Source organism: Bradyrhizobium sp., from assembly GCF_022844465.1.
In the GTDB taxonomy this organism is placed as follows: Bacteria; Pseudomonadota; Alphaproteobacteria; order Rhizobiales; family Xanthobacteraceae; genus Bradyrhizobium.
This window is the reverse complement of the sequence record NZ_JALHLP010000001.1, coordinates 1,083,784-1,097,538: the sequence shown is the minus strand read 5'-3', so window position 1 is coordinate 1,097,538 and position 13,755 is coordinate 1,083,784. Positions and strand designations below refer to the sequence as shown.

The 13,755-nt window shown below is 58.6% G+C and carries 11 protein-coding genes; 6 read left to right on the top strand and 5 right to left on the bottom strand.

Annotation, left to right across the window (positions count from 1 at the left end; genetic code table 11):
- Positions 1 to 14 precede the first annotated feature (14 nt).
- The gene (locus Q0D31_RS05190; protein ID WP_291846068.1) at positions 15 to 779 is read left to right on the top strand and encodes a metallophosphoesterase family protein; all 765 of its coding nucleotides are present in this window, start codon (positions 15 to 17) and stop codon (positions 777 to 779) included.
- A 46-nt stretch (positions 780 to 825) separates the two neighbouring features.
- Here Q0D31_RS05190 and Q0D31_RS05185 read toward each other — a convergent pair whose 3' ends face one another.
- Complete coding sequence (locus Q0D31_RS05185; RefSeq protein WP_291846066.1) at positions 826 to 1,929, bottom strand: glycosyltransferase; 1,104 nt, start codon at positions 1,927 to 1,929, stop codon at positions 826 to 828.
- 349 nt (positions 1,930 to 2,278) lie between these two features.
- Between Q0D31_RS05185 and Q0D31_RS05180 the strand changes: the two genes are divergently transcribed.
- From Q0D31_RS05180 to Q0D31_RS05170, 3 genes are all read left to right on the top strand, one after another.
- Positions 2,279 to 3,235 (top strand): glycosyltransferase family 2 protein, encoded by a 957-nt coding sequence (locus Q0D31_RS05180; RefSeq protein ID WP_291846064.1) that lies wholly within the window; start codon positions 2,279 to 2,281, stop codon positions 3,233 to 3,235.
- A 67-nt stretch (positions 3,236 to 3,302) separates the two neighbouring features.
- Positions 3,303 to 4,703, top strand: a complete 1,401-nt coding sequence (locus Q0D31_RS05175; protein WP_291846062.1) for an O-antigen ligase family protein — start codon at positions 3,303 to 3,305, stop codon at positions 4,701 to 4,703.
- 88 nt (positions 4,704 to 4,791) lie between these two features.
- Positions 4,792 to 6,591, top strand: a complete 1,800-nt coding sequence (locus Q0D31_RS05170) for an endo-1,4-beta-xylanase (protein ID WP_291846060.1) — start codon at positions 4,792 to 4,794, stop codon at positions 6,589 to 6,591.
- A gap of 67 nt (positions 6,592 to 6,658) precedes the next feature.
- On the opposite strand, the gene Q0D31_RS05165 is transcribed toward Q0D31_RS05170, so the two are convergent.
- On the bottom strand, positions 6,659 to 7,291 hold the full coding sequence (locus tag Q0D31_RS05165; protein ID WP_291846058.1) for a methyltransferase domain-containing protein: 633 nt from the start codon (positions 7,289 to 7,291) through the stop codon (positions 6,659 to 6,661).
- A 357-nt stretch (positions 7,292 to 7,648) separates the two neighbouring features.
- On the opposite strand from Q0D31_RS05165, the gene Q0D31_RS05160 reads away from it, so the two are divergent.
- Together Q0D31_RS05160 and Q0D31_RS05155 are read left to right on the top strand one after the other, a co-directional pair.
- Complete coding sequence (locus Q0D31_RS05160; RefSeq protein WP_366518492.1) at positions 7,649 to 8,317, top strand: PIG-L deacetylase family protein; 669 nt, start codon at positions 7,649 to 7,651, stop codon at positions 8,315 to 8,317.
- Between the two features lie 122 nt (positions 8,318 to 8,439).
- On the top strand, positions 8,440 to 9,558 hold the full coding sequence (locus tag Q0D31_RS05155) for a glycosyltransferase family 1 protein (RefSeq protein ID WP_291846054.1): 1,119 nt from the start codon (positions 8,440 to 8,442) through the stop codon (positions 9,556 to 9,558).
- A 56-nt stretch (positions 9,559 to 9,614) separates the two neighbouring features.
- Here the strand turns inward: Q0D31_RS05155 and Q0D31_RS05150 are convergent, their stop codons facing one another.
- From Q0D31_RS05150 to Q0D31_RS05140, 3 genes are all read right to left on the bottom strand, one after another.
- A complete protein-coding gene (locus Q0D31_RS05150; protein ID WP_291846048.1) occupies positions 9,615 to 10,472 on the bottom strand; it encodes a sugar phosphate nucleotidyltransferase in 858 nt (285 codons plus the stop codon).
- Positions 10,473 to 10,776: 304 nt separating this feature from the next.
- A complete protein-coding gene (locus tag Q0D31_RS05145; protein WP_291846041.1) occupies positions 10,777 to 11,907 on the bottom strand; it encodes a glycosyltransferase in 1,131 nt (376 codons plus the stop codon).
- 161 nt (positions 11,908 to 12,068) lie between these two features.
- On the bottom strand, positions 12,069 to 13,625 hold the full coding sequence (locus Q0D31_RS05140) for an oligosaccharide flippase family protein (RefSeq protein ID WP_291846033.1): 1,557 nt from the start codon (positions 13,623 to 13,625) through the stop codon (positions 12,069 to 12,071).
- Between the last annotated feature and the right edge of the window lie 130 nt (positions 13,626 to 13,755).

Sequence of the window (13,755 nt, the reverse complement as noted above, 5' to 3'; positions counted from 1 at the left end):
GTGGCGAGGATGAGTTGGTAGCGCACTCGGTTTCAGGTGCTGACCGGTTAAGGGTGCTCGGACGCCGTCCTACGGCCCCGCCAGGTCTGCGCATCTATGCCATAGGCGACATTCATGGCCGCCTCGATCTTCTCGATCAGATGCTGGCCATGATTGAAACGGACCTTGGTTTGCGCCCGGCCAGCAAGCCGGTTTACGTTTTTCTGGGTGACTATATTGATCGTGGGCCGTCATCGCGCGAGACGATTGATCAATTGATACGACACAGCCAAGCCAACGAGTGCGTGTTCCTCAAGGGCAACCATGAATTGATTGCGATCAAGTGCCTGAGCAATCGTAGCCTGTTCGATCAATGGTTGCGACTTGGCGGCATGGAAACGCTGAACTCCTACCAGGTCGCCACGCACGGCGTGAAGAATGGAAAGAGGATCGTCGAGCTGCAAGCCTCCTTTCACGAAGCGTTGCCCCAGTCGCATTTCCGGTTCTTTCGCGATCTGCAAACCTCGCTGGTGCTGGGCGATTTCTTTTTCGCCCACGCGGGCGTCAGGCCGTATGTCGATCTAGCTGACCAGAAGGAAAGCGATCTGCTATGGATCAGGGAGGAGTTTCTTTCTTCAGACGCCGATTTCGGCAAGATCGTTGTTCATGGCCATACGCCAGTGAGTGAAGTCGAGGTTGGGATCAATCGGATCAATATCGACACTGGCGCATTTGCGACAGGACGTCTGACATGCCTGGTAATCGAGGGCGACTCGCTCGCGGCGATCAGCACGATCTAGCAGGGCCTTCCACGAAAAGCAGCGCCGATGGCTGCCGCCGCCGATGCTACCGCGTCAAGGCTTTCTTTTCCAATAAACCGTCGATATGGGCGCGCATCTTGCTGAAGAATTGTTCACGGCCGAACTGCCGCGCGTGTGCCGAGATCGCCTCGGAATCGCATCTGAAATCGGCCATGTCCGTGACCGCCTTTCTGATCGCCTCGACCGTTTGTTCGCGAAAGAAAATCCCAGATAGGCCCTTCTTCACCGTTTCAGTCGCCCCGCCTCGCGCATAGGCGACGACAGGTCGACCGCTCGCCATGGCCTCAACAGGCACCATTCCAAAATCCTCTTCACCGGGGAAGACCAGTGCGCGGCACCGGGCATAGTGCGTCTTCAGGACGTCGAACGGCTGAGAGCCCATAACCGTAACGGTCGGCCCGGCGATGCGACGAATCTCGTCGAGCATTTCCCCGCTGCCGATCACGACGAGCTTCAGGCCCATCTCGTTGAACGCGCGAACCGCCAGGTCCGGCCGCTTGTACGACACCAGTTCGCCGGCCATCAGGTAGTAGTCGCCGAGTTCCGACGCGGTTGCGATCGAGAACGCTTCGGTGTCGACGGGAGGGTGAATGACAGCGGAACTGCGTCCATAATATCGCTTGATGCGATGTGCCACGGTAGCCGAGTTGGCAACAAAGCTGTCTACCCGCGAGGCGGATGAAACATCCCACATCCGCAGGTAATGCGACAGCGGCGGCATGAGCAGTTTCGTCAACCTGCCGGCGCCATCCCGGTAGTCATGATACATGTTCCAGATATAGCGCATCGGAGTGTGGCAGTAGCAGACGTGGAGTGCCTCCGGAGGCGGAATGACGCCCTTGGCGGGCCCGGATTCGCTGCTGATGACGAGATCATATCCGCGCAGGTCGAGCTGCTCGAGCGCCAGCGGCATCAACGGAAGGTAGCTCTTGTACATCCGCGCGGCTCGCGGGAGGGAATTGATGAAGCTCGGGATGATCCGGTGCTGGCGGATACGACCAGACACCATCTCCGGAACATAAACATGCGTAAAAATATCGGCCTGCGGATACATCTCGCAGAGCGCTTCGATCACTTTCTCTCCGCCGCGCATGCCAACGAGCCAGTAGTGAATGATTGCTACCTTCATTGGATGTGCCCTGGAGCGCGCAATGTGTGTCGGGTCCGCATGCGCCGTCTTAGCTCGATACTGCAGGCAGGCCAACGTTTCCTGAAAGCATCGATCCGGGTAACATTAACCCGCCGACCAGCCCACGGCGGCCCTCAATTGTCTCCGAGGATTGAATCCCGGCTGCCGTAGCATTAACCGCGTTCGGTACCGGTTGATCCGTCGGGTAGACCGAGTGCCGCGCTTAACTAAGTCGGCAGATATCGCTGGCAGGGACAGAAAATTGTTGCGACGCCGGCCTGTTGTTGAGACTAGATCGGAAATCGATGTCAGAGTGCCACGCAACGGCTGTATTTTTCGAAGAATATTAATGATAAACGAAGACGCGTTGAAAAAGGAAAACGAGATCGATCATGCCTTGCGCAAGCCGGTGAAAGGACAAGAGCTCCGGATCGCCGTCGGGATCGCGACGGCTGGCCGAAGGCACATCCTCGCCGGCACACTCGATTTGATTGCGGCGCAGACGCGCCCGCCGGACATTCTGATCGTATGCCCTGCAACGGCCGAAGACGTGTGCGAAGACTCGCTTCTGCATCTTCCATTCGCCACGTCTGTCCGGTCCGGAAAGCGCGGGCTCACGGCCCAGCGCAATCAGATTCTGGCGGCAGCGGCATCGTCGGACATAATCGTGTTCTTCGACGATGACTTCTTTCCACAGTGCAATTATCTTGAGGAAGTAGAACGTCTCTTGCTTGAGAACGCCGATGTGGTGGCGGTAACCGGACGCCCGATCCTGGATGGGGCCAACGGTCCGGGCCTTGAGGCAGACGACGCGCTGAAGCTGATCGCCGCCGACAGATGGGTGCCAAGCGAAAGAACGTTCGAGCCGACATATGGAACGTATGGATGCAACATGGCTTTTCGGATGGGGCCAATCCGCGAGAGAGGTTTGCTGTTCGATGAAAATCTGCCGCTCTACGGCTGGCAGGAAGATATCGACTTTTCAAGACAGCTCGCCGCAGCGGGCCGGATCGTCGATGCGAAGTCGCTGCACGGGGTTCATCTGGGCGCCAAGGGCGGACGTACCTCCGGCGTTCGGTTTGGTTACTCTCAAATTGCCAATCCCGTTTATCTGTACCGGAAGGGAACGATGTCGTTTTCGTTCGCCGCACCACTGCTCTGGCGAAATGTGCTGGCCAATCTGGCGAAGAGCTTCAGACCGGAGCCCTGGATCGACCGCCGGGGGCGCCTGAAGGGCAATTGTCTGGCGTTGCTTGACCTGCTCACGGGTCGAATCGCGCCGCAGCGGATTCTCGAATTGACCTGATGAAGCCGGAGTGCATGCTCCGGATTGGATATCGCGGGCATCTCGCGACAAACCAGCGAACGGCCAAATGACGATTGAATTTGTTGGTGCAATCACGCTCGTGGTCGGAATTATTGGTCTGTTCGTGCAGCCGAGCTTCATCGTTTATGCGTTCTTTGCATCGACGCTGCTGGGAGCTGCAGCCGCGTTCATTCTGACTTCTCTCGGGGGAGCCACGGTCCAGCCGGCGCATCTGCTTCTCGGCTTCCTGGCAGCAAAACTTCTGGCTGACCGCGAAGTCCGCGAAGGCGCGCTTCGAGCGGTAACCGTCGGCAGTCCCGGGTTCTGGCTGCTCGTAACCGTGGTGTATTCAACCATCGCAGCTTACGCGATGCCGCGGCTGTTTCAGGGCCAGACCCTGACGTTTTCGGTACGGGCGCAGGCGCAGAATTATCTCTCGCCGCTGGCGCCGACAACGTCAAATCTGACGCAGTCGCTTTACTTGATTGGAGATTGCGTCTGCTTCGTCGTCGTGGCCGGCTTTGGAAGCACCGAGGCGGGGCGAAGATGTCTTGGCCGTGCGGCGCTGATGTGTGTGATCCTGAGCCTGCTGTTTGCTGGGCTCGACCTGGTGACATACGCGACCGGCACGACCGAATTGCTGTCGTTCATTCGCAATTCGACATACTCGATCCTAAGTGACACCGAGTCGGCCGGTTTCAAGCGGATCGTGGGCTCGTTTGTCGAAGCGTCAAGTTTTGGATACTGGACATTGGGATACTTTGCGTTTGTTACCTCGCTCTGGCTTAACGGCGTCGCGGTGCGGCTGACGTTCTCCCTGAGTGTCCTGTCGTTCTTCGCCTTGCTGTTCTCGACGTCAACCACGGCATATGTCGGACTGCTGGGCTATCTCCTTGTCGAGTTCGCCATCATTGTTTTCAGTTTTTTGTTTTGGCGAGTCCGGCGCGAGATGTTTCTCTTCATGATCGCCGCGCCCTTTGTGCTGGCTGTGGTTATCATCGCGATTTGCCTCAACGACGCCACCTACGCCTATTTTTCAAACCTCATGGACACGTTTGTGTTCAAGAAGCTGTCGACCGATTCGGGCGTAGAGCGCTCGAGTTGGAACAGCCAGGCGATACGGAATTTCCTGGATACCTATGGATTTGGCGCCGGCAATGGCAGCGTGCGTGCATCCAGCTTTCCGATCGCGGCCATTGCCAGCCTGGGCTTCGTCGGTGCGGCGAGCTATGCGATGTTCCTACTGTCGATCTGGTTCAGGGGCAGACAGATTGAACCGTCGGTCGCCTCGGCAACGCAGGTCGCTGCGCGATCGGCTTGCCTGGCCTGGCTGATTGCCGCGACGGCGTCTGCCGGCTTTATCGACCTTGGCTTGCCGTTTTTCGCTTTTGCCGCGCTGGGCTGCCTGGGGCCGCCGAGGAAACAACCCCTGTTGTCAAGCACCCGAGCCGTGGTGTCATACCAGTAGCTCTTCAGGAGATCGCGGACGTCTTAATTTGTTTGACCGAGCCTGCTCTGGTAGCTTGTAAAGCGACCGGAGTTCCGCCGCTGGGAGAGTGACCATTTTTGAGTCCGGACGATTGCCGTTCAAGACGTCTTCACGGATCTGCCTGTGGGTGACGGGTTGCGCAGTGCTGTTGATGGTGCCGGCCCTTTGCACTCCAAGTTCAGCGCAGTCAAGCAGGGATACGCTGCTTCTGCCCAGCGATCCGCGAGACGACAGGAACCCTTGGGGAATCGCGTCGGGGGCGGAATGGTTCTCCGACTATCCGCGCTTCAATCCGATGCTGAAACAGGCGGGCGTAGGCTGGCTCCGCGGCTTTCATGAGTGGCAAACCATTCAGCCTAAGCAAGGCGAGTGGAATTTTGCTCCTTCTGACAGGTTGTTGGAGAACGCACGTGCAAACGGAATACGCCTGACCGGCGTGTTTGCGTATCTTGCTCCCTGGGCTTCCGCGGACGGCGGTACGCGTAGATTTCCCATCAAGGATATCCGGTTCTGGCGGAACTATGTGACCGGCATGGTGGCGAGGTATCACGCGGATATAAAGTACTGGGAGGTCTGGAACGAATTCAATGGGAGTTTTGCCGAAGGCGGCTCGCCTGAAACCTACGCAGAACTCGTGCGCGAGGCTTCGATCGCCGCAAAAAAAGTCGATCCGACCGCGAAAATCGGAATGAGCGTGGCGAATTTCGATGTCCGGTTTCTTGATGCTGCGATCAAGGCCGGCGCAGCCAACCACTTTGATTACATTTGTGTACACCCTTACGAAGTGTTGGCCGGGCTGTTCGGGGGAGGGGAGCCGGCATTCCTGAACATGACCAAGACGCTGCGGAACATGCTCGCGATGAACAAGCAGCCCGCGGACATTCCGCTCTGGATCACGGAGATTGGTTCGCTCGCGCCGGTGAAGCGAGACGACGTGCTGGATCAGCTCCAGGCGGTTGCTCTTGCGAAGGCCTATCTGTTGTCGATCGCAGCAGGCTTCCAGCGCGTGTTCTGGTTCGAGGCCAGGGGGCCATCTTACGGAAACGACATGGATCACGGAATCATCCGATCCGACATGACAGTCCGTCCGGCCTATGACGCTCTGAAAGCATTGACAACCACCTTAGGGCCGGAGCCTGTCCCGGCCGGTTGGCTGGATCTGGGTGAGGGAAGCTTCGGCTTCGTTTTTGGCAGCGGCAGCAGGACTGTGCTGGCGGCGTGGGCAGCTGCAAAGCGTGAAGTCACGGTCGTATTCGATGGAGACGTGCGCCTTTCGAGTCTGAAAGGGGAGAAGAGCGGGCTGCCAGCCGGCGAACCCCTCAAGCTGACTGCCGCGCCGATCCTGGTCGAGGATCTGCCGATTGCATTGGTCGAAAAGGCGAGGGCCCAATCGGACAAGCCTTACCCCTGGACGGTCGATTATTCGCAAACGGCGCAGGTGAAGGCCGTTTTGGGCGAACGGAACGTTGAGCAGGGGATAAGACAGGTCAATCAGGATACCACGATCGCCGATCGAGAGTGGCGGCGAACTGATTTTTTGCGCCCCGACAAAGAGGGACGCTACGTCTATTTCTGGGTCGACCCGCAATTTGCGGCTCTCGACGTGAAGAACCTCGAGATCACAGCGGTTGTAAAGCGGATTGCGCCCGACAAACTGGCCGGGCTCAGTATCGAATACGAATCGAGTCGAGGCTATGTCGGCTCTGATTATCGCAGCATCCCGGTGAGCGACTCTTGGCAGGAAGTATCCTGGAAAGTGCAGGATGCGAATTTCGTCGGAGCCTGGGGCTGGAGCTTCCGATTGAACGCGATCTCCTCACCGAATGAATTTTTGGTAAAGGAAGTTACGGTCAGAAAAGCCAGATAGGCGTCCTACTCGGCCGCGCATTGTGTAGAACAGGGCGCCGGTCGTTGATTGCAGATTTTCTGGCGTATTAGGGCTGCTTGCGGGCAATCGCCCACACCATCACCGGAAAATTGGGCTCGTTGGCGAGCGAACGATGAAACCCGTACCGGCGCCAACGGGACAGGTTGGCCTTGAGACATTTTCGATTTCCCCAGGATGCGGTTCTGATATCCCGGGGCTGAAACCCGCACTCCTGCAGCAAGAAGGACAAGCCCTGCTCAGTCCAGCGACTGCAATCGATGGGTACTTCATGAACGCGGACAAGGAATGGCGTCGCGATGACAAAATATCCACCCGGCCGCAGCATCGCGTATACGTTTTTTCCGGCTCGTACTGGCCAGGGCAAATGCTCAAACACCTGATCTGCAATAATGAGGTCGAACTGACGATCGAGCGTTTCGGCACAGATATCGAAATCGGGAAAATCAGTGGAGGTATAAGACTTGAACTCGAAAGTTCGCCGCCACTGCGGGCCTCCTGAGATCTCGAGCGCATCGAGGGATTCCGGATGAATGCTCTTGATGAACGCAAAGCATTCCCGGTACATGACCACGCGCACCCAGTCGGTGGTATCAAAGCCGATTCGACCAGCCAGACTCTTTATGTTTTGCCGGAAAGAATCGTCCTTTAGATACGGCTGAAGCAGCGGTTTCATAAGCATTGCAGGCGATCTCCGGCATAGCGAAAGAGTGCTTGGTAAATGAAACTCGGCGGCCCTGGTATTCGTGCTCCTGCCAGTGGCAACGTGGGGAGGGTATCGGTCGGTGACCTGACCGTCTACCTGATAGGCGGTTTTGTCCTTTCCGGGGCCGTGATCAATCGAAGAAGGTTAACTTGAATCCCGGGTGGCGCTTCAGGAAGCGGCCGAATGGCCGGCTGTGAAGTGTCCCGCGTTTAGGCTATCCGCGGATTAACGTTGTACGGCTGTTGGCTATTCCCTATCTGTGATGATCCTTAGCCAGGTTTCGAGTGCCGACTTAACAATCGGCGCGATACGTGAAAATGACGACACCGGAGCATGACACGGTTTCGGCAAGGGGTTTTGATGATAGCCTTTGGCGGTTTTAAACAGGTCAAGCGCCTCTTGTGCCTGGGAGCGCATTCTGACGATATCGAAATCGGCGCCGGCGCGACGGTGCTGCGCATCGTCCGGGAAAATCCCGACGTTGAGGTGAGCTGGTGCGTTCTTTCCGGAAATGAAACTCGCCAGGAGGAAGCGCGCCGCGGCGCGGATCAGTTGATCGGACCGCGTGCAGGCCGGTCGATCATCCTGAAAGACTTTTCGGACTCACGCTTTCCCGAACATCGCGCGAAGCTCAAGGAGTTCTTTGAAGAGCGTCTGAAGTCGATCGATCCCGACCTGATCCTCACGCATGCACGTTTCGACGCGCATCAGGACCATCGAATGGTCAACGAGTTGACCTGGAATACCTTTCGCGCGCACCAGATCTGGGAGTATGAAATTCCGAAATGGGACGGAGATTTGACTCAGCCCAATCTGTTTGTGCCGCTCGATCCTGATGATGTTGCGGCAAAGATCGCGGTGCTGCGCGACGTGTTCTCGAGCCAGCGCAACAAGCACTGGTTCGACGAGGAAACCTTCCGGGGATTGATGCGGATCCGGGGGCTCGAAAGCAATACGCGATATGCGGAAGCGTTTTTCGCTCGAAAGTTCGTCGTCGCCTAGGCTTGCCGGTCGGGTTGTCCCCCGCTGACTGCCGTTTGGCGGCCACGTCATGTTCATGTCATCGATAACGACCGGTCAGCATCACGCGTGCCGGTGGCACCAGGTACTCTTGCGAGGTGTGGGTGAGTTTTCGACGGTTGTCCATCAACGGCAAGTTCCTGGGAGCCAACCCCACCGGCGTACACCGCGTGGCCGAACAGCTTGTTCGTCAACTCGGCGCTCGCGGCAACGAGCTCAGGGAGCTCTTTGGCGAGACCCCTGGCATAGTTGTGCCCCGAAATGTTCGACATGGCCCCGAGATTGCGTTTGGGATCGAACGAGGCGGCGTGTTCCGGGGGCAGCTTTGGGAGCAACTGGACCTTCCCAGGCTGGCGAGGAAGGATTTGCTTCTCAATCTCTGCAATCTTGGACCGATGGCGAGTACCGCCGCGATCACGATGATTCACGATGCGCAGGTGTTCATAACTCCGGAATCGTATAGTTGGGCGTTCGCAAACTGGTATCGCTGCGTTCTGCCGACGATCGGGCGCCGACATCTGAGAATACTGGCGGTATCGCAGTTCTCGGCTGATCAGCTCGTTCGGTACGGTGTCGCGCAAGCCGAGCAGATCTCGGTCATCTCAAACGGCGTCGACCATCTTCTCGGTCACAAGCCGCGTGCCGGGATCATTGATCGGCTGCAGCTGCGCCGCCGCGGGTTCGTGGTGGCGCTGGCGAACGTTCAGACGCACAAGAATATCGGTTTGCTGCTGAAAGCGTTCGCGGATCCCTCGCTCGCTTCGACTAAGCTTGTGCTGGTGGGGGCTGCGGGTCCGAAGCAGTTCGAAGCGTTGGGTCACGCGATCCCGAAGGGCGTCGTGTTCACAGGCCGGATCGATGACGGCGAGCTTCGAGCGCTGCTTGAAGCCGCTCTCTGCCTGGCGTTCCCGTCGACCACCGAAGGGTTCGGCCTGCCGCCGCTCGAGGGTATGACGGTCGGTTGCCCGGCCGTGCTGGCGCCGTGCGGCGCGTTACCGGAGGTCGGAGGCGAAGCAGCTATGTACGCCGCGGCCGATGACCCCAGGCAATGGGTGGAAGCGATTGGCAGACTCGCAAGCGACCGGGATCTCTGGGAGCGCTACTCTCTCGCAGGCCGGGAACGCTCCGGGTTGTTTTCCTGGGACCGGGCAGGGGAAAAGCTGGTTGAGGTGATACGGCAGGTCGTCGTTAGTGAACGGTCGGGCGGCGGCGGTCGCTATTGATCCAGGCGATTCCCGGCCGGGCCCTTCCGGCCAGGCGGGGTCGTGGCGGTGCCAAGCTATTGAAGACTGTTGATGTCGCGGATCACAGCGCCGACGTTGAGGGCGGGAGCGATCGCCGGGGGTGCTGGCGGCGATGCCGGCTTCGTCCACACCTGCCACTTGGCTTTTCCCGAGTTCACCATATCGTCGAGCATCATCTTTTCCTTGAACGTATCCATGCAGGCCCAGAAGCCGTCGTAGCGGTACGGCGCAAGCTGGTTTGCGGCGATCAGCCGCCTCATGGGCTCTTCAACCATCTCCTCGCCGGGCCTGATATAGTCAAAGACTTCCTGGCGCATGATCCAATAGCCGCCATTGATATAGAGCCCGAGTTGGTCCGCTGGCTTGATCCCGACCAGTTTGCCCGCGGCATCGTACTGCACGGCGTGAAAGCTTGAGCTCGGCTTGACCGCAACAAAGCTCATGGTCTTCTTCGATTTCTTGAGCGTGTCGATCATATCGTCGAGCGGCGCGTCGGTGAGGCAGTCTGCATAGCTGCACATGAAGTATTCGTCGGAAGCGACGTGCTCGCGCACCTTCACCAGCCTCTCGCCGATATTCGACTCGATGCCCGTATCGACGAAGGTGATGGTCCAGTCGTCGATGTCCGATGAGAGCAACTTGACCGTCCTGCCACCGTTCGTGATAACGAAGTCGTTGCTCATCGCCTCGCTGTAGTTGAGGAAAAAATCCTTGATGAACTCGGATTTGTAGCCGAGCGCCAGGATGAATTCCTTGTGCCCATAATGCGCGAAATATTTCATCGTGTGCCAGACGATCGGTCTCGAACCGACCGGCACCATGGGCTTTGGAGTATTCTCCGAGAATTCGCGCAGCCGCAGGCCCTTTCCACCGCAGAAAATGACGACTTTCATTTTTGAGTTTCCTCAAGCCAGGGGGCCATAGTTAACGCCGCTGGGCAAGCTTGCACGATACCCGCACCGCGGCAATATTGAACAAGACGGGTATAGCTGCACAGCTGCGGCAAGACGCGGGTCATCGCGTTAGATGGTTAAAAAGAGAGCGAAATCCAGCGCTGCTTCGGTTTGATGCGAGCTCCCGCGGCCTTTCGGCAGTTGCCCGGGGCGCGCTAGAAACGGGATGACCCTGAGGAGCGCGCCGACGGAGCCACAGATGCTGCCCGGTCGGCTCTGCCGCGGACACCGCCATGGGAAGACTCTAGCTCCGGCCCGCTGCATCAGCCGACCACGCCGCAGCCGCGAGCATCAGCGTCTCACGCCATTTCCCTGTCTCCGTCTCCAGCGAAAATCGGCTGACGTTAACGAGGAGCTGATCCAGGCGTTTGCTGCGCTCTTCCCGGGTCAGGTCGGCGAGCAACTTCATTCCGGCGGCTATCTCGGTCTCTTCCAGCGGGTCGACGTAGATCGCGCCGTCGCCGGCGACCTCCTGCAGGGCGCCGTCACGAGAAAGCAGCGGGACCAGTCCGTGATGGACGGCCTCGGCGGCCGGTAGACCGAACCCCTCCAGCAAACTGGGCAAAACGAAACCCGTCGCGTTCTTGTACAGCCAGCGGAGTTGCGCGTCGTTGACATAGCCGGGCAAGACAACGCCTTGCGTTCGCTTGGCCGCCTCAACGACCTGGTCGGCGCCAGCTTCGTGGAGGCCGCCGCAAATGACGTAGGCATAACCGGCTTTCGCGAGGCCGGTCGCGTCGAATGCCCTTATGGCGCGAAGCTGGTTTTTTCGTTCGCCAACCGCGCCGACGGTGAGAAGGAAATTTTCCGGAATGCCGGCGAGCGGGCTTTCTTCGCGCCGCACCATGTCGATTCGGAGCGGAGGAGAAACCACTTGCATCAACGGGTAGTTGTCGCCGTATCGCGCGACGAAGGCTCGTCGCGACGCGGCGCTGACGAAGATCATGAAGGGCCGGGCATCTCGAATCTGATTGAAGGCCTTCCCATAAATATGGCTCACGCCGACATGGTAGAGGTGAGGGTGCGTGACAGGGCCCATGTCATGGCACACGACGATGTCGCATGACTTCAACCGATAGAAGAGCACTTCCCGTGGGTCCGTGAAGATCATCGGACGGCGATGTGGCGAGGGCGGCAAGAGGCGATTCAAGGGCCCGGTTCCCGACCTGAAGTCGATTTCCCAACGGGCCATCCTTCCAAGGAGTCGCGCAAGCAATCCTGACGGCGGCCGCTTCATCGGCACCCTCCAGTAGCGGATTGCGGCTATCAAATCTTCGGACGACTCGATCATCTCCTTGCAGAAGAAATACTTACCGGTGCGGTTGTTGAGCGCCAGCGTGAACTCGCAGTCAAAGGGCCGGTTGACGCTTCTCATTGTGCTCCTCATCACCAGGCATGCCGTCCAAGTGTAGGGCATGAATGGACCATGGTCGCGGGGCTTGCCGGATATCCAAGGGGTGGCAACGATTCACCGTTAGTGAGTATCATGGCAGACCGGGCTTTGCGGCGGGTTTGACCTCAACGAGGCAGGACGACCTAGCTGGGGTGACTCCCGCGAATCAGCCGCCAACCGCTCGCCAGCAGCTTTACAATGTGAAGCTCGATGCCGTCCGGGCGTCCGGTCGCGCGCCACAGCAAGAACATCGACGCGACATAGACGGCCGCTCCGACGCTTCCAACAATCGTCAGGTCAAGCACAAGTTGAAGAAGGCTCTGCGGGTCCGAAAATCTTGCCTGTAAAGGCAAGATGGCAACCGCCATGATCGCGACGCTGGCCATTGTACGCCACGGCCCGAGTAGCTGATCTCTCAGCCGCAGCCCGGTCATTTCCCGTACGACGAACATGGTGCACCCCGACATTGCCAATGCGGTTGCCAGCCTGACCGCTATCACGCCGGCGAGCCCGTAGTAGATCAGCGCAACGAGCATCAGCGGAAGCTTGATGAAGAGTTCGATCAGGCTCAGGCGCAGGAACACGTCCGTCTTGTTCAGGGTAGTCACCAGCGGAATGAGGGGCCCCGCAAAAAGCGGTGGGATCATCGCCAGGGAGAGCCCGCTCAATATCCACGCCGCCCCACCCCATTTCTCCCCAAGGATAAGGCGGATGATCGGTTCGGCATTCGCGCTGATCCACACCATGATGGGCAAACCGATCGCGACGATGCCGAGTGCGCTCGTGTGATAGGCGGTTTTCAATCTTCCGAGGTCTTCCCGGACCGAAGAGAATGCCACCGCGAGGGGGCTGGTGATCTGGCCGACCAGCACTTGCAGCGGAAGGGCCGAAAGATTAGCAGCCATCGAAAATCGTCCAAGTTCAAGCCGATCGACAAAGCGTCCGAGCATGAGCTGGTCCATTTGCCAGACCACGGCGGCGACGGCCTGTGATGCCGTCGTCCAACGAAGGTATTTTGAGAAAGCCCTCCACTCCCTGAGCGAGATGGTGGGCAGGTAGGGCGCAAAGCAGTACGACGCGACGAGCATTGTTACCGGAGAGGCGATTGTGCCGACCACGATTGACCAATAGCTCCCGGTCAGCCCCGCAACGGTGACGGACAATGCGAAGGCCGCCAACTTGCCCGCGAACTCGGTTGTAAGGCTTGGCAGAAAGTTGAAGTTCAGTACATATTCGACCGTGCGCGGGCTCAGAAGACCGCGAGAGACTGGCGCGATGCTGAGTGCGCACACGAGCCAGATCAATCTGTGATCATCATAGATGTACGCGAGAGGCCAGGCGAGAGCCAGCAAGATCGCCGCCAGCGCGAGGCCTCTTATGAGTTGGAGCGTGAAGGCGCTGTCGTAATGGCGTTTAGTCCGCGCCGGCAACGCGACAAGCGCCAGGCTGAGCGGCAGCTCCATGATTGCTTCGACGATTTGAACGACCGCCATCGCGATGGCGACGATCCCAAAATCCGCAGGTGAGAGCAGGCGGCCGAGAACGACCAGCGTGGCCAGGTCGAGACCGCGGGCGATCAGCCGCGACGTAATCAGAATGGCGGCGCTGGCGGTGGTGCGGCTACTGAGTTTGTCCGTTTGTGAGCTTGAGGATCGCATCGCTCGTCCGAGGGTCGAAGAAAGGGCGTTGTTGGTTCCCACGGTTTGTCTACGTCACTTTCTTCACCAGAGCCACCTCACATTGCGCTCAGTTGCGGCGCCGGCTTTTCTCCGAGACATCCAGCGTGCTCGCCATTCGAAGGTCGCAGAGGGCCGCGCCAGCGGGACATCA